Here is an 18,028-nt window from a genome sequence, read left to right on the forward strand (position 1 = left end):
GGGCGGCGGCTGGTAATCGGCCGCTTGTTTCTTCGGCCCTGTGGTGGGGGCCCTGTCCTGCCGAGAACCCATCTTCGCATTTGTCGGGGGAACGCGGGACGCCGGGCCCGCACTGTGGACGGAGCTTCTGTCCGAGGTGAGGGTTACCGATGCGTAGAAACCTACGGTTCCTCGGTGTTTCGCCGTGAGCCGAACGCACCCCGGGCCCTGACCGGCGCCCGGGGTGCGTCACGTCTCACATCCGGGTCGTCAGCCCAGGTCGCCCGTGGCCGTGCGCTCGGCCAGCCGCACCAGGGTGCGCACGGCCGAGCCGGTGCCGCCCTTGGGGGTGTAGCCGTGCGGCGCGCCCTCGTGGAAGGCCGGGCCGGCGATGTCGAGGTGGGCCCAGGTGATGCCCTCGCCGACGAACTCCTGGAGGAAGAGGCCGGCCACCAGGCCGCCGCCCATCCGGACACCCATGTTCGCGATGTCGGCGGTGGGGGAGTCCATGGTCTTGCGCAGTTCCGCGGGGAGCGGCATCGGCCAGGAGGACTCGCCGACCTCCTCGGCGATCTCGTGGATCGACGTGCGGAAGGCGTCGTCGTTCGACATGATCCCGAAGGTGCGGTCGCCGAGGGCGAGCACCATGGCGCCCGTCAGGGTGGCGACGTCGACGATCGCGTCCGGGTTCTCCTCGGAGGCCCTGGTCAGCGCGTCACCGAGGACCAGACGGCCCTCGGCGTCCGTGTTGAGGACCTCGACGGTCTTGCCGCTGTACATGCGCAGCACGTCACCGGGCTTGGTAGCGGAGCCGGACGGCATGTTCTCGGCGAGCGCGAGCCAGCCGGTGACGTTGACCCGCAGGCCGAGCTTCGCGATCGCGACGACGGCGGCGAAGACGGCGGCGGCGCCGGCCATGTCGCACTTCATCGTCTCGTTGTGACCGGCCGGCTTCAGGGAGATGCCGCCCGAGTCGTAGGTGATGCCCTTGCCGACGAAGGCCAGGGTCTTCTCCGCCTTCGGGTGCGTGTAGCCGAGCTTCACCAGGCGCGGCAGGTTCTCGGAGCCCTTGCCGACGCCCATGATGCCGCCGAAGCCGCCCTTGACCAGGGCCTTCTCGTCCAGCACCTGGATCTTGACGCCGTTCTCCTTCGCGGCCGCGGAGGCGATCGCGGCGAAGGACTCGGGGGTCAGGTCGTTCGGCGGGGTGTTCACCAGGTCACGGGCGATGTTGACCTCGGCCGCGACGACCGCGGCGCGCTCGGCGGCGGCCTTGTGCTCCTTGTCGCGGGGCTTGGCGCCCAGCAGGGCCACCTCGGCGAGCGGGGCCTTCGGGCCCGAGCCCTTGGCCTCCTTGCGGACCTTGTTCTCGCCGCCCTGGTAGGTGGTGAAGGCGTACGCGCCCAGCAGCGCGCCCTCGGCGACGGCGGTGACGGCCGAGGCGTCCTCCAGCGGGAGGGCGAAGGCGGCCTTCTTGGTGCCGTGCAGCGCGCGGGCGGCGGCGCCGGCGGCGCGGCGCAGCACCTCCTCGTCGAACGACTCGTCCTTCTCCGGGACGGAGCCGAGCCCCACCGCCAGCACGACCGGGACCTTGAGGCCTGCCGGAGCCGGCAGCTTGGTGATCTCGCCTTCGGCGCCCGAGGCGCCCAGCGCGTCGAGGACGCCGGCGAGCTTACCGTCGTACGCCTTGTCCACGGCCTCGGCGCCCGCGGCGACCAACGGGCCCTTGGGGCCCTTCGCGACGCCGACGACGAGGGCGTCGGCGCGGAGCGTCGCCGCGCCGGCAGTGCTGAGAGTCAGAGCAGTCACGGTGGTGAAGTCTCGCTTCCGTTTGTGTGTGTGGGCCGAGTGGGTGGACGGCCATCCGTAGCGATCGTATTCGGGCCCGACGGCCGCCAGAAATGAGCCTACGCGCACGGGCTCGCCCGCACGTCACTCGAAGGTTTGGCAAGTTGTTCGATCAAGGCGCCGTCAGGTTCACCCATCCGTGGACTCTGCTCCAGGTTTGCCTCTTAGACCTGACGAGGTCCGAGAGACTCGGTCCACTCTCGCAAGGGGACGCGGGGTTCCTTTGCATGATTTCCACAGAGCCTCCCCGGCCCGGTCGTCCGCCATGGGCCGTGTCGAGGGATGCCTGCGGGGGGAAAGGCCGAAATGGTCAACAAGAATCGGATGAACAGGCTCGCCGCCGTCATGGCCGCAGCAGCCCTGGTGTCCGTGGCAGTACCCGCCTCGTCCGCCCAGGCGGCCGAGGCACCGCGGATCGACCTGAAGGTGCTCGTCGTCGACGACGGCGGCAGCTCGGTCCAGGCGGTCACCGCGGAGCTCCGGGACACCGGAGTCCCGTACACCCGCGTCGAGCTGGGCAGCGCGAGCCGCCCGGTCATCAACGCGGCGTTCCTCAGCGACACCCTCGACGGCCGGCCGCGCGCCAAGTACCAGGGCGTCGTCCTGCCGAACGAGAACCCCTTCGGCGAGGGCTCGGCCGAGATGGCCGCGCTCGCCGCGTACGAGACGACGTACGGGATCCGCCAGGTCGACGCCTACACCTGGGCGCACCCGGGCGTCGGCCTGGAGTACACCGACAACGGCGGCTACAGCGGCCAGCTCGACGGCACCCAGGCCGCGGTCACCCCGGCCGGCAAGGCGGGGCCCTTCGCCTACCTCGGCGGACAGGTCACCTTCGAGGACAACTCCGCCCTCGTCCCCGAGAGCTTCGGGTTCATGGGCAAGCCGCGCCCCGGCTACACGAGCTACCTCGACGCCCCCGTCGGCTCCGGACGGGCCTCGCTCGTCGGCGAGTACGCCCACGACGGACGCAACGAACTGGTCGTCACCTTCGGCTACAACCAGTACCAGCAGCAGTTCCGGCTGCTGGCCCGCGGCATCGTCGACTGGCTCACCCAGGGGGTCCACCTCGGCCAGAGCCGCAACTACTTCGCGGTCCACGTCGACGACGTCTTCGCCCCCGACGCCCGCTGGAACAAGGACCTGAACTGCACGCCGGGCGACTACGCCTGCGCGGGCGGCGAGGGCAAGGAGAGCACCATCCGGATGACCGCCGCCGACGCCGTGTACGCGGCGCAGTGGCAGACGTCCAAGAACTTCAAGCTCGACATGCTCTTCAACGGGGGCGCCGGCGAGGAGTGGAAGGCCGAGAACGGCGGGGTCGACGCCCTGACCGCCCAGCTCGTCGCCGACCGCGCCAAGTACCGCTGGATGAACCACACCTACACCCACCCGTTCCTCGGCTGCGTCCAGAACACCGCCGTCGTCCCCTGGACGTGCACGAAGAACGCCCAGGGCGCCGTCCAGTACATGAGCCGCGCCGACATCGCCGCCCAGATCCGCGACAACAACAACTGGGCCGCCTCCAAGGGCATCACCACCGACCGGACCGAGCTCGTCACCGGCGAGCACTCCGGCCTGAAGACCGCACCGCAGCAGCCCGTGGACAACCCCAACCTGTCCGGCGCCCTCGCCGACACCGGGGTCAAGTGGGCCGGCAGCGACAACTCCCGCGAGCCCGCCCAGCGGGCGGTCGGCGCGGCCCTCACCGTCCCCCGGCACCCGATGAACGTGTACTACAACACGGGCACCAACGCCGAGATGGCCGACGAGTACAACTGGATCTACACCAGCCGCGCCGCCGGCGGCAGCGGCGCCTGCGAGGACAACCCGGGCACCTCCACCTGCCTGCCGGCCGCGCTCGACGTCAACACCGGCTACCTCCAGTACGTCGTCCCGCAGGAGGCCCGGACCGCCCTGCGCCACGTCCTGGCCAACGACCCCCGCCCGCACTACGTCCACCAGTCCAACCTGGCCGAGGACCGGACCCTCTACCCCGTGCTCAACCAGGTCCTCGACACCTACCGCACCCTCTACGCGCCCAGCGCGCCGATCGTCAACCAGACCATGAAGGACACCGGCGTCGAGCTCCAGCGCCGCGCCGCCTGGGACAAGGCGCTCGCGGACGGCAAGGTCACCGCCTACCGCATCGGCACCACCGTCACCGTCAAGGCGCCCTCCGGAGTCGTCGCCCCGGTCACCGCCCCCACCGGGACGAAGAAGCAGATGCTGCTCGGCACCGCCGACTTCGGCACCGCGTACGCGGGCACCCGCTCCACCTGGACGGCTCCGGAACTGCTCCAGAGCGCCGTCACGCTCAAGCTGCCCAGCTGACCGTCCGTCACGCTCACGCCGGCCGGCTGACCGTCCGTCACGTTCAGTCCGCCCGGCCGACCGTCCGTCCCGCAAGCCGTCACGAGCAACACCCAGCGCCGGCGCTCCGCACACCCACGGGCGCCGGCCCCTTTTCCGTCCTGGGGGGACACACCGTATGAGTCATGGGCGTCACGTCACCATGCTCACCGAAGGCACCTACCCGCACGTCCACGGGGGCGTCAGCACCTGGTGCGACCAACTGGTACGCGGTATGCCGGAGGTCGACTTCAACGTCATAGCCCTGACCGGCTCCGGGCGCGAGCCGGTCACCTGGGAACTCCCGCGCAACGTCTACCGGCACACCGCCGTCCCGCTCTGGGGGCCTCCCCCCGGACGCGGCCGCCGTTCGGCCCTGCGCGGCAAGACCCACCGCCGCTTCACCGAGGTCTACGAGGCCTTCCTGCTCTCCCTGCTCGACCCCGCGGGCGACCCCGCCCGGCACGGGTTCTCCGCCGCACTGCGCGAACTGGCCGTCCTCGCCCGGGCCGGAAAACTCGCCCCGGCCCTGCGCTCCGAATCGGTTCTGCGGCTGCTGATGACCGTATGGACCCGCCCCGGCCTCACCACCGCCGCGGCCGCGCCCACCATCCACGACGCGCTCACCGCCACGGACCTGCTGGAACACGCCCTGCGCCCGCTCGGCGTACGCATCCCGCCCGACAGCGTCGCCCACGCCGTCAGCAGCGGCCTCGCCACCCTCCCGGCCCTCGCCGCCAAACACCTCGACGGCGTCCCCTTCCTGCTCACCGAGCACGGCATCTACCTGCGCGAGCGCTACCTCGGCTACCGCAGCGCCGGCCAGCGCTGGCCCGTCAAGGCCCTCATGCTCGGCTTCTACCGCGAGCTCAACAGCGAGGGCTACCGGCAGGCCGACCTGATCACCCCGTGCAACCAGTACAACCGCCGCTGGGAGGAGCGCGGAGGCGCCGACTCCGAGCGCATCCGCACCGTCTACAACGGCGTCGACCCGCACGCCTTCCCCGAGGCCGGCCCCGAACCGGACGTGCCCACCCTCAGCTGGTGCGGCCGCATCGACCCGATCAAGGACCTCGAAACCCTCATCCGGGCCTACGCCTTCATGCGCGAGGAGCTGCCCGCCCTGCGGCTGCGCCTCTTCGGACCGGTCCCGGCCGGCTGCGAGGAGTACCGGCTGCGCCTGGAGGAGCTCGCCGCCGAACTCGGGGTGAGCGAGGGGATCACGTACGAGGGCCGCATCGAGCAGGTCGCCCGGGCCTACGCGGCCGGCCACGTCGTGATGCTCTCCAGCATCAGCGAGGGCTTCCCCTTCAGCATCATCGAAGCCATGTCCTGCGGCCGCACCACCGTCTCCACCGACGTCGGCGGGGTCCGCGAGGCCGTCGGCGACACCGGCCTGGTCGTACCGCCGCGCGAGCCCGAGACCATGGCCCGCGCCACCCTCGCCCTGCTCCGCGACGACGAACGCCGCGCCGAGCTCGGCAGGATGGCCCGCAAGCGGGTGGTGGAGAAGTTCACCCTCCACCAGTCCGTGGACGGCTTCCGGCACATCTACCGGGAACTCGCCGGCCAGCCCGTGCTGCCCGTCCACGCCGGCGACAGCTGGACCCAGCGCCTCGCCGACCCCTGGTACCGCGAACTCGCCGCCCTGGGACGCCCCCGGACCGACTCCGCCGAAGGGGGCCTGTGGTGAGCGGATCCCTCTGGCTCAAGCCGCCCGGCGCGGGCAACGGCGCCGACACGCTCCCGGCCATCCCGCGGCCCCGCCGCGAGAGCCCCGGCCCGGCCGCCGACCCGATGGACGAACTCGCCGAACGCCTCGACGGGTTCATCTCCGCCGCCGTCCACCCCGACGAGATCGCCGCCATCCTCGAATCCGACGGCATGACGGACGAGTACATCCGGCTCACCTACGGCCGGCACGACTCCTTCGGCCTCGCCGAGGAGCTCTACGCCCGGGTCCCGCGCGCCTTCCCCGACCCGGGCGCCGCCCCCGACCCCTGGAAGGTCCCCCTCACCGCCTGCCTGCTGCGCGGGGTGATCTTCGCCCTGCCCGGCCTGGCCTACCTCCTCGGCGCACCCCTCCTCGAAGGCCCCCAGGACCGGCTCGGCCTGCCCGCAGGAACGCTCACCCTGCTCGCCGGGGCGCTCATCGGCTGGGTCTGGGACCAGACCCTGTCCCACCGGGCCTACTCCTGGCTCGGCATGGGCGACCGGGCCGCCGCCGGGCGGACCCTGCTCGTCGGCGCCCCCGCCGGATCCCTGCTGGGCACCGCCGCCGCGCTGGCCGTGCCCGGCGGGCCGCCGTTCTCCTACGCCTTCGCCGCCGGACAGGCCCTCTACGTGGGGGCCGCCACCGTCCTGCTGGTCCTCGGCCGGGAGCGGGTGCTGCTCGTCGCACTCGGCCCCATGGCGGTGGGGGCGCTGTTCGCGCTCTTCGTCGACCTGCCCGTGCCGGTACGCGTCACCCTGCTCGTGGTGTCCCTCGCGGCCGCCTGCACCCTGGCCGTACGGGAACTCCCGCTGGCCGACGGGACACGGGCCGCCGTGCACCGGATCCGCGGCTGGGCGGCGCGCCGGCCCGGCAAGGGCCCCGTGCGCTGGCGGATGCTGCGCGGCGCCGAGGAGGAGCTCGCGGCCCGCGGGCCCCGCCTCGGGGACTCCGTGCCGTACGGGGTCTTCGGCCTCGGCACCGGCCTGCTCGTGCTGTACGCCGCCCTCGGGGAGGTGCTCGCCGGCGGCCCCGCCGAAGCGGTCGCCGCGCCCTCGGCGGTGGCCCTCACCCTCAGCATGGGTCCCGCCGAATGGCTGCTCCACCGGTTCCGCAGCGGCAGCCTCTCCGGGCTCCAGGGAGCCCGCTCGCCCGGCGCCTTCCGGCAGCGGATGCTCGGCACACTGGCCCGGTGCCTCGCCGTCTACCTGGCCGTGCTGCTGCTCCTGGGCCTGACCGGAACCCTCCTGTGGCCCGGCGCCCCCGGCCTGACCGGAGTCCGGGTCGCCACGCTGCTGCTGCTCGGCGCGGTGATGTGGACCGGGCTGCTCCTGCAGTCCTTCGGAGCGGTCCGGCCCGCCGCCGCCGTCTGCGCCTCGGCCGCCGTCGCCCAGAGCCTGGCCCTGCTGACCGGGCTGGGCCAGCCCCGCGCGGTCCAGCTGGTGGTGGCGGGCACCGCCGCCGCCGTCCTGGCCGCCCTGGTCTGCCTGCTCCTCGGCCGCGCCACCGCCCACCGATGACGTACGAGACGTACGAGACGCCGGAGAAGAAGGACCCCATGCTGCTGGTGCCCCTCTACGAGCACCCCGCCGACCGGCCCGAGGCCTGGGAGCGGCTCATCCGCTCCGCCGGCCGGCTGCACTCGGTGGTGCTCAACCCCGACAACGGGCCGGGCGCCGCCCCCGACGAACGGTTCGCCGTCGTCGCCGAGCGGCTGCGCGAAGCCGGCGTACCCGTCCTCGGGTACGCCGACACCGACTACGGGCGGCGCCCGCACGCCGCGGTGGTGCAGGACCTCCTGCGCCACCGCGACTGGTACGCCACCGACGGGGCCTTCCTCGACCAGGCCTCCGCCGACCCGGAACTCCTCCCGCACTACGGACGGCTCGCGGTCGCGGCGCGCGCCGCGGGCGCCCGCACCCTCGTCCTCAACCACGGGGTCCACCCACACCCCGGCTACGCCGAACTCGCCGACCTGCTCGTCACCTTCGAGGGCCCGTGGGACGCCTACCGGGACGCGGCCGCCGTACCGCCCTGGACCGCGGACCATCCCGCCCAGCGGTTCTGCCACCTCGTGTACGCGGTCCCGCCGGGCGCGCCCGCCGCCGAACTCGCCGAGGAACGGCGGGCGGGCGTGCACTGCGCGGTCCCCGGGACCGGCGCACACCCGTGGGGGACCCTCCCGTACGCCCTGGAGGCGGCGGGATGAGACGGCTCGGACTCCTGCTGCTCCTGCCGTTGCTGCTGCTCGCCGCCTGTACGGCGGGGCCGCCGGACGACGGCGAGGACGAGGACGCGCCGTACCCGTGGCCCGAGCAGGCACCGGGGGAGATCTGGCGGCCCCCGCCGGGCGTCGGCTGGCAGTGGCAGCTCACGGGGAAGCTCGACACCTCGGTGAAGGCGCCCGTGTACGACGTCGACGGGTTCACCACCACCAAGGAACAGGTCGCCGAGCTGAAGAAGGCCGGGCGCAAGACCATCTGCTACCTCTCCACCGGAGCCTGGGAGGACTTCCGCCCCGACGCGGACGCCTTCCCGAAGGACCTGATCGGCAAGGGCAACGGCTGGGAGGGGGAACGCTGGCTGGACGTGCGGCGCGTGACCGAGCTGGAACCGCTGATGGCCAAACGGTTCGACATGTGCCGGGACAAGGGCTTCGACGCGGTCGAGCCGGACAACATGGACGCCTACCGCAACACGTCCGGCTTCCCGCTCACGGCCGACGACCAGCTGCGGTACAACCGGCTGATCGCGAAGCTGGCCCACGACCGGGGCCTGGCGGTCGGCCTGAAGAACGACCTGGACCAGATCCCGCAGCTCGTCGACGCGTTCGACTTCGCGGTGAACGAGCAGTGCGCGCAGTACGACGAGTGCGAGCTGCTGACGCCGTTCATCGAGGCGGGGAAGGCCGTGTTCCACGCGGAGTACGAAATCCCGCCCGGCCGCTTCTGCAACCGCTCGCGCGCCCTGAAACTGAGCTCCTTGCAGAAGCACTACGACCTGGACGCGTGGCGCCGCCCCTGCCCATAGCCTCCCCGGCACCTCCCCACCCCGGCCGCACCATCTCAGCCACGCGCCGCCCACCCCAGCTGACGCCGCCGACCCCGGCTGACGCCGCCGACCCCGGCTGACGCCGCCGACCCCGGCTGACGCCGCCCTCCCCGGGCTCGCGCCGCGCCTTCCCGGCTGGGGCCGCCCTCCCCGGGCTCGCGCCGCGCCTTCCCGGCTGGCGCCGCCCTCCCCGGGCTCGCGCCGCCCTCCCCGGGCTCGCGCCGCCCCCATCCTGCTCGGCGGGCCAAATCCGGTCTTGGCCGGGCAAATCCAGCCCCTCCGGCGTTTTAGGAGCGGGGTCTGGGGCGGAGCCCCAGGAACCCGGCTCCGCCGGGCACCAGGCTCCGCCCGGACCCTCCCCCAGACTTCGTCCGGGGGGACCCCCACTCAAACGCCGGCGAGGCTGAATTTGCCCGGCCAGGGCTGAAACGGCCCGGCCAGGGCTGAAACGGCCCGGCCAGGGCTGAAACGGCCCGGCCAGGGCTGAAACGGCCCGGCCAGGGCTGAAACGGCCCGGCCAAGAATGGATTTGGCCCGCCGAGCAGGAGAGTGCGGGCGCAGCCCGAGGAAGGTGTGGGCGAAGCCCAGAGAAAGCGCGGGCGAACCGGGAGGATGCGGGCGGAGTCCGGGGAGGGTGAGGGCCGAGCCCGAAGAGGATCCGGGTGGAGCCGGAGGAGGGTGCGGGCCGAGCCTGAAGAGGGTCCGGGCGCAGCCCGGGGAAGGTGCGGCGGGCAGGGAGGGGGCGGGCGGAGCCCGAGGAAGGTCTGGGCGAAGCCCGGGGAGGGTGCCGGCGGAGTCCGGGGAGGGTTCGGGCGGAGCCTGGGGAGGGGGAGGTTAGGTGGGGAGGATGGCGTGGACGCGGTAGCCGCCGCCGAAGCGGGGGCCCGCGGAGCAGGAGCCGCCCAGCGCGCCGGCCCGCTCCCGCATGCCCAGCAACCCGTGCCCACCCCCCGGCTCCGCGGCAGACGGCTCCGCGCCCCCGTCGTCCAGCACGGTCACCTCCACCGACGGCCCGACCCGCACCACGCTGACCTCGGCCCGGGCCCCGGGCCCCGCGTGCTTGCGCACGTTCGTCAGCGCCTCCTGGATCACCCGGTACGCCGCCAGGTCCACCGCCGCCGGCAGCGCCCCCGCCGCACGGTCCAGCTGGACGATCACCTTCACCGGCAGCCCGGCGTGCCGGAAGGTGTCCACCAGCTCCTCCAGGACGCCCAGCCCGGGCGCGGGCTCCGTCGGCGCCTCCGGGTCACCGGACTGCCGCAGCAGCCCCACCGTGGCCCGCAGCTCGTTGAGCGCCGACCGGCTGGCGTCCCGTACGTGGGCCAGCGCCTCCTTGGCCTGGTCCGGCCGCTTGTCCATGACGTGCGCGGCCACTCCCGCCTGCACGTTGACCAGCGCGATGTGGTGGGCGACCACGTCGTGGAGGTCCCGGGCGATCCGCAGCCGCTCCTCGGCGACCCGCCGCCGCGCCTCCTCGTCCCGGGTCCGCTCGGCGCGCTCGGCCCGCTCCCGGATGGCGTCGACGAAGGCCCGCCGGCTGCGCACGGCGTCGCCGGCGGCCGCGGCCATGCCCGTCCAGGCGAAGATCCCGATGTTCTCCTGCGCGTACCAGGGCAGCGGCCCGGCGAGCATCGCCACGCCCGTCAGCCCGGCCATGGTGAGCAGCCCGATCCGCCAGGTCGTGGGCCGGTCGGTGCGGGCGGCCACCGTGTACAGGGCGATCACCGTGCACATGGCGACGGGCGCCCGCGGCTCCCCGGTGGTCAGCTCCAGCAGCGAGAGCCCGCAGGTCACGGCCAGTACGGCGCGCGGCTGCCGGCGCCGGAACACCAGGGCGGCCGCGCCGAGCAGCATCAGCAACAGCGAGAACGGATCGGGGGTGCGCGTCCCGAAGGTGGGCCCGTGCGGCCCGTGCGGATCGGCGAAGGAGCCGACGACCATGGCCGTGAACGCCCCGAACGCCAGCACGGCGTCGGTCGCGAGCGGATGGGCCCGCATCCACTGCCGGGTGGGGGCGAACCGCCCGAGGTCTGTCGTCACCCCGATACGGTACGGCCTGCCCGGCACCGGCTAAGGCGGTGGCTGTCCGACGGCGGTGCGGGCGCGCACCGGGTGCCACTGCGCCCGCACCACGCACACCGCCATCACCGCCGCGATCGCCGCCAGGTGCTCCTTGCCCGCCAGGTTGTCCTTGACGAGCACCTCGCCGATCATCGCCAGGATCACGACGGTGCCGGTCAGGTACGCCCGGTAGCGCCAGCAGACGTAGATCGCGAGCCCCACCACCGCCGCCGAGGGCCCGGTGTCGTTGACGATGCGGTCGGACACGGGCAGGCCGAAGGGATGGTCGTGGCCCAGCGCGAGCCCGATCCGCGCGTACGTGGTCCCGGCGAGGGTGGCGACGTAGCCGATCAGCAGGGTGCGCCACCAGCCGATGCAGATCTCCGAGATCCCGAAGACGAGCAGGACCTGCGCGAGCGCCCCCCACACCGGCAGGTCCAGGGCCGGGACGAACAGCGACAGGGGGGTGCGCAGCAGGGCCAGCCAGAGCGGGTCGGCGGCCTTGACCGACCCGAGGTCCTGGACCGGCTGGAAGCCCCAGGAGGTGTTCTGCACGATCTGGAAGACGGAGGTCAGACAGACCGCGCCGATGGTCATCGGAATCGCCCGCCACTTGTCGCGGACGAGCGCGTTCCGGACGGTCCGGAACAGGGGCCCCCACTCACGGCGGGCGAACCGCCGGAGTGGGGAGGTGTTCCACGCTGTCAACGGCGGGTCTCCAGGTGTCTGCGGTGCAGCCACTTCGGAAGGCCGGGGGCCTCCAGGAAGCCTTCGGCCCGTCCGGCCGCGACACCGATCCGCAGCAGGTCCGAACTCTTCTCGAAGAGCATGAACCGCGGTTCCCAGATCGGCCGGTATTTGGCGTTGGCCCGGTAGAGGGACTCGATCTGCCACCAGCGGGAGAAGAAGCTCAGCAGTGAGCGCCACATCCGCAGCACCGGACCCGCGCCGAGCCTGGACCCGCGCTCGAAGACGGACCGGAACATCGCGAAGTTCAGCGAGACCTGGGTGACCCCGATCTCCTTGGAGCGTTCGAGGAGTTCGATGACCATGAACTCCATCAGGCCGTTCTCGGAGTCCCGGTCGCGGCGCATCAGGTCCAGCGACAGACCCTTGGGTCCCCACGGTACGAAGGACAGCACGGCCCGCAGGTCGCCGTTGCCGTCGGTGCACTCCAGCATCACGCACTGGCCGTCGGCGGGATCACCCAGCCGGCCCAGCGCCATGGAGAAGCCGCGCTCGGTCGCGCCGTCGCGCCAGTCGTCGGCGCGGCGCACCAGCTCGGCCATCTCCTCGGCCGGGATGTCGGCGTGGCGTCGGATGCGGACCGTGTACCCGGCCCGCTTGACGCGGTTGAACGCCTGCCGGACGGTCCGCATGGCGCGGCCCTCCAGGGTGAACTCGGCGGTCTCGACGATCGCCTCGTCACCCAGTTCCAGCGCGTCCAGGCCGTGCCGGGCATAGATCTGCCCGGCCTCCTCGCTCGCCCCCATGACGGCCGGCACCCAGCCGTGCTCGCGGGCCTCGGCCAGCCACGGATCGATGGCGCCGGGCCAGGCCTCGGGGTCGCCGATGGGGTCGCCGGAGGCCAGCGAGACCCCGCCGACGACGCGGTAGGTGACGGCGGCCTTGCCGGTGGGGGACCAGATGACGGACTTCTCCCGGCGCAGCGCGAAGTAGCCGAGCGAGTCGCGGTCGCCCTGGCGGGCCAGCAGCGCCCGCAGCCGCTCCTCGTCCTCCTCGCTGATCGGGTCGACGGCGCGGCGCGAGCGGAAGGCGGCGAAGAGCACGGCGAGCAGCAGCAGCATCGACATGACGTTGATGACGACGTCCACCCAGGCGGGCGTGGTGATCGCCTCGTAGGCCCGGTCGTCCGGGGCGAGCGTGATCAGCCGCATGACGCCGTACTTCCAGCGCGCGAGGAAGGTGGCCTCGGAGCTGTGCGGGGCGGTGTTGGCGGCTCCGACGAGCAGGGCCGCGACGAGCGAGGTGACCAGCAGGCCTACGGCGGCGACGGCGGTGGCCAGCGCCGGGTTGGAGCGGTCGCCCTTGGCGTAGAACTCGCGGCGGCCCAGCAGCAGGGCGCCGGTGAAGGCGGCCGTCAGGGCCAGGGAGACCCAGTTCTGCGGATGCTCGCGGATCTCCTCGTACGCGTAGAGCGCGTAGGCGAGGAGCAGCGCCAGGAGGCCGCTGAGGACGAGGTTGAGGATCCAGGAGGCGCGCTTGCGGCGGCCGAGGGTGACGGCGAGCAGCAGCGTGAAGAGCCCGGAGGCGAAGCCCGCCGTGAGCATGTACGGGGTGTAGAAGTCCTCGACGTTGTGGCGCCGCAGGTCCTGCCCGAGCGAAACCCACACCGCGCTGAGGAAGTTGACGAAGGTGACGGCGCGCAGGTACCAGACCGCGAACGCGGCGCCGCGCCGTGAGCGGGCGGACCCCCGGCCCGGTTCCCGTCCGGGCTCGCGGCCCTCGCGGCCCGGTTCCCGTCCGGCCTCCCGGCCGCCCGCCGCTGCCTTGCCGGCGGGGTTGCCGCCGGTCTCTTTCCTGCCGGATGACGGACCGGTCGCCGGTGAGGCGGTGCGGTCGGTCTCTGCGCTGGTCAAACGGACCTCTCCCATAAAAAGCGATCATATGGGGCGCCGCTGTCCGTGGTTGGGCGGTCGGGGACCACGGCCTGGTCAGGACCGCGGGCCCCGGTGGCTCATTCCGTCGGCTCGACCGCCGCCCGCTCAGGGAGTTCCGCCGCGAGTGCGGCGGCCGCCTGGACGAGGGGGAGAGCCAGCAATGCCCCGGTACCTTCGCCCACTGTGACGCCGTGGTCGAGCACAGGGTTGAGTGCCATCCGGTCCAAGGCCTTCGCCTGGCCGGGTTCGCCGCTGGCCTGACCGGCCAGCCACCAGTCCGGCGCCCGGAACGCGGCCCGCTGGGCCACCAGCCCGCAGGCCGCCGAGACCACGCCGTCGAGGATGACCGGCGTACGGCGCACCGCGCACTGGAGCAGGAAACCGGTGATGGCGGCCACGTCCGCGCCGCCCACCGCCGCCAGCAGCGCGACCTGGTCGCCGAGCACCGGGCGGGCCCGGCGCAATGCGTCGCGGATCGCCGCGCACTTGCGCATCCAGGCCAGGTCGTCGATGGGCAGTCCGCCGCGGCCGGTGACCACCGAGGCATCCGTTCCGCACAGGGCGGCGACGAGGGTCGCGGCGACGGTGGTCCCGCCGACGCTGAGGTCACCGAGGACGACCAGGTCCGTACCGGAGTCGGCCTCCTCGTCGGCGATGCGCATCCCGAGCCGGACCGCCGCCTCGGCCTCCTCGGCCGTCAGCGCGTCCTCCACGTCGATGCGGCCGCTGCCGCGCCGCACCCGGTGCCCGGTCACGTCCGCGGGGAGCAGCCCGGGATCGCAGTCCAGTCCGGCGTCGACGATCCGTATCGTGGCGCCGAGCCGGCCGGCGAGGATGGCGACGGGGCTGGCCCCGTCCAGGACGGCCCGCACCAGCTCGTGGCCGGTGGACGCGGCCCGCGCGGAGACGCCCGCGGAGGCGATCCCGTGGTCGGCGGCGAACAGCACCACGCGGGGACGCTCGATCGGCTTGACCGGCACCTGCCCCTGCGCCGCGGCGAGCCACTCGGCGAGCTCGTCCAGCCGGCCCAGCGCGCCGGGCGGCACGGCGAGGCGCTCACGGCGTTCCTCGGCATCACGCCGGACGCCCCCGTCGGGGCGCTCGATCAGATCGGAGAAGTCGTCGAGATTCAGCGTGCTCATCTGCCAGAGAGTACAGCCGGTGAGGCGCACCCTCAGGCCTTGGGCGAAGGCCCCGAGTTCAGGTTCCGGGCGGCCTCTCGCGGCCCGGCCGCCGGCCCGGTTCCGGGGCCCGGTTCACGGCCCGCTCCACGGGGTCACCCCGGCGGTTCCCTGAGTACGGCCACCTGCCCCGCGACGACCAGCAGCACGTGCTCGCACTCGCCCGCGACCCGCGCGTTCAGCCGGCCCAGCTCGTCACGGAAGCGGCGGCCCGAGGCGGTCGCGGGGACGACGCCCGAGCCGACCTCGTTGCTGACCAGCACCACGTGACGCCGCGTCGCGCGCACCGCGGCCACCAGCCCGGCGGTGCGCTCGCCGAGCCGCCGCTGCCCGCTCTCGGCCCAGACGGCGTCGTCCCAGGCTCCCGCCCGGTCCATCGCGTCCGTCAGCCACAGCGCCAGGCAGTCGATCAGCAGCGGCGGCCCCTCCTCGGCCAGCAGCGGGAGCAGTTCACACGTCTCCACCGTCCGCCAGCCGGCCGGCCGGCGCTCCCGGTGCAGGCCGACCCGCTGCGCCCATTCCGCGTCCCCGTTCCGGGTGCCGCCGGTGGCCACGTAGACCACCTCGGGGAAGGACTCCAGCCGGCGCTCCGCCTCCACGGACTTGCCCGAGCGGGCCCCGCCCAGCACCAGGGTCCGGCGCGGCGGGCCGGGCACCGGGCGGTACTCCCCGACGGTCACGGTGGTCCCGTCCGGCACGGCCCGGGCCCCGGCGGCCGCGCACCGGCGCTCCAGCTCCCGGCCCGGCGCCACGTCGTGGTCCAGGTGGACGGCGATCACGTCCGTGGCCGGGCCGACGGCGCCGCTCGCCCGCAGCCGGGCGAGGGCCTCGGGCCGCCCCAGCACATCGGCGAGCACCACGTCGTACGGGCGCTGCCCGGTCACGTCGTTCGTCCCGGCCGGGGCCCCGCCGGGCGGCAGGTACAGCAGCCGGCCGCCGTCCGGGCCCGTCACCTCGTACCCGGTGCCCGGCGCGTCCATCGGCACCGCCCGCACCCGATGTCCGGAGATCACCGCGAGCTCGCGCCCGTCCGGCACCCGCCCGGCGGCCGGCAGTCCGGGCGGCAGCTCCACGGCGGGTCCGTCGTGCGGGTGAGTCAGCAGGACCTGCCGTACGCCGGCCAGCGAGTGCCCGGCCCGGGCCCCGGCCAGCACCGCACCGGGGGTCAGGTCGAGGAGAAGCGCCCCGTCGACCAGTACGGCCGTGGCGGCGCGGGCCCGCCCGCCGACGGAGACCGCGCAGGCCGCGCAGGGGCAGCCGGGACGGGGCAGGCCCTCGGGTGTGCCGGTGCCGAGCAGAGTGAGTTCCACAGGATGATCCTCCCGCGTCCCCGAGACTGCTGCGCGCCCGGATACTCTGCGGGCAGACTCAGGGCAGGAAGCGTGCGAGACGCGTGCGAGCAACGGAGGCTGACATGGCGTGGACGTGGCGGTTCGAGACGGCCGACGGCACCGAGACGAGCCCGTCGGTGGTACCGGAGGAGTTCACCACGCAGGGGGACGCGGAGTCCTGGATCGGCGAGTACTGGAAGGACCTGCTGGAGGGCGGCGTCGAGCAGGTCAAACTGTCCGACGACGCGGGCACGGAGCTCTACACGATGAGCCTGCGCGCCGCCTTGGAGGCGTAGCGGTATCCAGCCTCGCCGGCGTTTGAGGCGCGGGGGTGCGGGGGCGGAGCCCCCGTGACCCCCGCGCAGCGGGGGTCAGCCCCGCACGCCGCAGAGGTGCAGCAGTGCGGCCACGCCGCGGTAGGGGTCGGTCCGCCCCGCGCGGTCCTCGGCGATCAGCAGCCGCTCCAGTTCCTCGTCCGGCGGCAGCACCTCGCCCGCCTCGGTGCCGTCGGTGAAGACGCGTACGCCGTACCAGGCACCCAGCGGAGCGCCGATCCCGGACAGGGTGGCCGTCAGTCCGGCCAGCCGGTCGGCGCGCACGTCCAGGCCCAGCCGGTTCGTGTAGTCCGTGCCGTCGAAGGCGTCCAGCGCGCCCTTCCAGTCGCCGTCCAGCCCGGGCCGCATGGCGAGCGCGTCGCCGTTGCGCACCAGCAGGGACAGCAGACCGCCGGGGGCCAGCATCCGGGCCAGCCCGGCGAGCATGGCGTCCGGCTCGGGCACGTACATCAGCACCCCGTGGCACAGCACCACGTCGAAGCTGCCCGGCAGGAAGTGGGCGCCGGTCTCGCGCCCGTCCCCCTCCATGAGCTGCACCCGGTCGCGGATCCCGGCGGGCTCCTCGGCCAGCGCCTCACGGGCGACGGCGAGCATGCCGGGGTCCTGTTCCAGACCCGTCACCTTGTGCCCGGCCCGGGCCAGCCGCAGTGCCTGCGTGCCCTGGCCCATGCCCACATCGAGGACGCGCAGCCGCTGCCCGACCGGGAAGCGCTGCGCGATCTGCTCGTCGACCTGCCGGCCCACCAGTTCCTGCCGGACGGCGTTACGCAGTCCGCCCAGGCCCTCGAGCCAGATCCGCGCGCCCTCGGAGAATCCGCTCAGGGCCGTTCCCCGCGCTTGACCTGCGGCTTCGGCAGGCGCAGCCGGCGCATCTGGAGGGTGCGCATCAGGCCGTACGCGATCGCGCCGCGGCGCGGCTCGTCCGGGAAGCGCGTGGTCAGCGCCTTGCGCAGGCGGAACACCAGGCCGATGGAGTCGAGGATGATCAGGGCGATCACGCCGAGCCACAGCAGCAGCGCGATGTTCTGGATCTGCGGCTGCCGGACCATGCTGAGCACCAGGATGATCACGGCCAGGGGCAGGAACATCTCGGCGACGGAGAAGCGGGAGTCCACGAAGTCGCGGACGTACCTGCGGACGGGACCCTTGTCCCGGGTGGGCAGGTAACGCTCGTCGCCGCTGGCCAGCGCCTCGCGCTGCTTGGCCATCTCGGCCCGGCGGCGCTCACGGGCTCGCTTGGCATCCTCCTTGCGGTTGCCGGTCGAGGCCACCACGGTCTTGCGCTGCGACTGGGCCACAGCACGCTTCGGCGTAGGGCGGCCCTTCGGGGCCTGCGGGTCACGGGGCTGCGAGAGGTCGGCGCCTACCTTGTCGGCGGCGGCGGCCTTCTCTTCCTTGGAGGAGCGGCTACCAAACACAAAACCCAAGCCTACGTGGTCGTGGGCACGGGCCCCACCCCGGTGGGGAACGATCCGGCAACGGCGGGCGTCTTCCCATTGCACGGTGTGTGCGGTGTCCGTCTCTCCTGGGATCACCTACTCCTTACGCCTGATACGGC

The 18,028-nt window shown here is 73.4% G+C and carries 14 protein-coding genes; 6 read left to right on the forward strand and 8 right to left on the reverse strand.

Annotated features, from left to right (window positions below; genetic code table 11):
* Positions 1–249: 249 nt before the first annotated feature.
* Positions 250–1,788 (reverse strand): leucyl aminopeptidase, encoded by a 1,539-nt coding sequence (locus ACFYZ4_RS07110; protein ID WP_351295797.1) that lies wholly within the window; start codon positions 1,786–1,788, stop codon positions 250–252.
* A 345-nt stretch (positions 1,789–2,133) separates the two neighbouring features.
* On the opposite strand from ACFYZ4_RS07110, the gene ACFYZ4_RS07115 reads away from it, so the two are divergent.
* From ACFYZ4_RS07115 to ACFYZ4_RS07135, 5 genes are all read left to right on the forward strand, one after another.
* Complete coding sequence (locus tag ACFYZ4_RS07115; protein ID WP_390783302.1) at positions 2,134–4,161, forward strand: hypothetical protein; 2,028 nt, start codon at positions 2,134–2,136, stop codon at positions 4,159–4,161.
* 157 nt (positions 4,162–4,318) lie between these two features.
* Positions 4,319–5,872: a GT4 family glycosyltransferase PelF gene (gene pelF / locus ACFYZ4_RS07120; protein WP_384352593.1), complete on the forward strand. Its 1,554-nt coding sequence runs from the start codon at positions 4,319–4,321 to the stop codon at positions 5,870–5,872.
* Positions 5,869–7,410 (forward strand): hypothetical protein, encoded by a 1,542-nt coding sequence (locus tag ACFYZ4_RS07125; RefSeq protein WP_390783303.1) that lies wholly within the window; start codon positions 5,869–5,871, stop codon positions 7,408–7,410. The genes pelF and ACFYZ4_RS07125 overlap by 4 nt, the downstream gene beginning before the upstream one ends.
* Complete coding sequence (locus tag ACFYZ4_RS07130; protein ID WP_351295785.1) at positions 7,407–8,099, forward strand: spherulation-specific family 4 protein; 693 nt, start codon at positions 7,407–7,409, stop codon at positions 8,097–8,099. The genes ACFYZ4_RS07125 and ACFYZ4_RS07130 overlap by 4 nt, the downstream gene beginning before the upstream one ends.
* Entirely contained in the window at positions 8,096–8,920 is an 825-nt protein-coding gene (locus ACFYZ4_RS07135) for an endo alpha-1,4 polygalactosaminidase (RefSeq protein ID WP_351295782.1), read from the forward strand. Before ACFYZ4_RS07130 ends, ACFYZ4_RS07135 begins: the two co-directional genes overlap by 4 nt.
* An 855-nt stretch (positions 8,921–9,775) precedes the next feature.
* Here ACFYZ4_RS07135 and ACFYZ4_RS07140 read toward each other — a convergent pair.
* The 5 genes from ACFYZ4_RS07140 to ACFYZ4_RS07160 all read right to left on the reverse strand — a co-directional run bounded on the left by ACFYZ4_RS07140 (position 9,776) and on the right by ACFYZ4_RS07160 (position 16,114).
* Positions 9,776–10,981, reverse strand: a complete 1,206-nt coding sequence (locus ACFYZ4_RS07140; protein WP_390783304.1) for a sensor histidine kinase — start codon at positions 10,979–10,981, stop codon at positions 9,776–9,778.
* A gap of 30 nt (positions 10,982–11,011) precedes the next feature.
* Positions 11,012–11,599: a hypothetical protein gene (locus ACFYZ4_RS07145; protein ID WP_384351767.1), complete on the reverse strand. Its 588-nt coding sequence runs from the start codon at positions 11,597–11,599 to the stop codon at positions 11,012–11,014.
* Positions 11,600–11,706: 107 nt separating this feature from the next.
* On the reverse strand, positions 11,707–13,617 hold the full coding sequence (locus tag ACFYZ4_RS07150) for a phosphatidylglycerol lysyltransferase domain-containing protein (protein ID WP_351295776.1): 1,911 nt from the start codon (positions 13,615–13,617) through the stop codon (positions 11,707–11,709).
* 83 nt (positions 13,618–13,700) lie between these two features.
* Entirely contained in the window at positions 13,701–14,765 is a 1,065-nt protein-coding gene (cobT, locus tag ACFYZ4_RS07155) for a nicotinate-nucleotide--dimethylbenzimidazole phosphoribosyltransferase (protein WP_351295774.1), read from the reverse strand.
* Between the two features lie 134 nt (positions 14,766–14,899).
* Entirely contained in the window at positions 14,900–16,114 is a 1,215-nt protein-coding gene (locus tag ACFYZ4_RS07160) for a bifunctional adenosylcobinamide kinase/adenosylcobinamide-phosphate guanylyltransferase (protein ID WP_351295771.1), read from the reverse strand.
* Between the two features lie 104 nt (positions 16,115–16,218).
* Between ACFYZ4_RS07160 and ACFYZ4_RS07165 the strand changes: the two genes are divergently transcribed.
* Positions 16,219–16,431 carry a hypothetical protein gene (locus tag ACFYZ4_RS07165; RefSeq protein WP_351295768.1) on the forward strand — a complete coding sequence of 71 codons (213 nt, stop codon included), beginning with the start codon at positions 16,219–16,221 and terminating at the stop codon, positions 16,429–16,431.
* A 75-nt stretch (positions 16,432–16,506) separates the two neighbouring features.
* Here the strand turns inward: ACFYZ4_RS07165 and ACFYZ4_RS07170 are convergent, their stop codons facing one another.
* Complete coding sequence (locus ACFYZ4_RS07170; protein ID WP_351303705.1) at positions 16,507–17,214, reverse strand: class I SAM-dependent methyltransferase; 708 nt, start codon at positions 17,212–17,214, stop codon at positions 16,507–16,509.
* Between the two features lie 74 nt (positions 17,215–17,288).
* The gene (locus ACFYZ4_RS07175) at positions 17,289–17,897 is read right to left on the reverse strand and encodes a DUF3043 domain-containing protein (protein WP_351303707.1); all 609 of its coding nucleotides are present in this window, start codon (positions 17,895–17,897) and stop codon (positions 17,289–17,291) included.
* Positions 17,898–18,028 lie beyond the last annotated feature (131 nt).

It is taken from the genome of Streptomyces sp. NPDC001513 (genome assembly GCF_042894695.1).
Taxonomy (GTDB): Bacteria; Actinomycetota; Actinomycetes; order Streptomycetales; family Streptomycetaceae; genus Streptomyces.

Coding starts and splice junctions, on each gene's coding strand:
- ACFYZ4_RS07115 (WP_390783302.1), top strand. CDS start 2,134: ATGGTCAACAAGAATCGGATGAACAGGCTCGCCGCCGTCATGGCCGCA.
- pelF (WP_384352593.1), top strand. CDS start 4,319: ATGAGTCATGGGCGTCACGTCACCATGCTCACCGAAGGCACCTACCCG.
- ACFYZ4_RS07130 (WP_351295785.1), top strand. CDS start 7,407: ATGACGTACGAGACGTACGAGACGCCGGAGAAGAAGGACCCCATGCTG.
- ACFYZ4_RS07135 (WP_351295782.1), top strand. CDS start 8,096: ATGAGACGGCTCGGACTCCTGCTGCTCCTGCCGTTGCTGCTGCTCGCC.
- ACFYZ4_RS07145 (WP_384351767.1), bottom strand. CDS start 11,599: ATGACCATCGGCGCGGTCTGTCTGACCTCCGTCTTCCAGATCGTGCAG.
- ACFYZ4_RS07150 (WP_351295776.1), bottom strand. CDS start 13,617: ATGGGAGAGGTCCGTTTGACCAGCGCAGAGACCGACCGCACCGCCTCA.
- cobT (WP_351295774.1), bottom strand. CDS start 14,765: ATGAGCACGCTGAATCTCGACGACTTCTCCGATCTGATCGAGCGCCCC.
- ACFYZ4_RS07165 (WP_351295768.1), top strand. CDS start 16,219: ATGGCGTGGACGTGGCGGTTCGAGACGGCCGACGGCACCGAGACGAGC.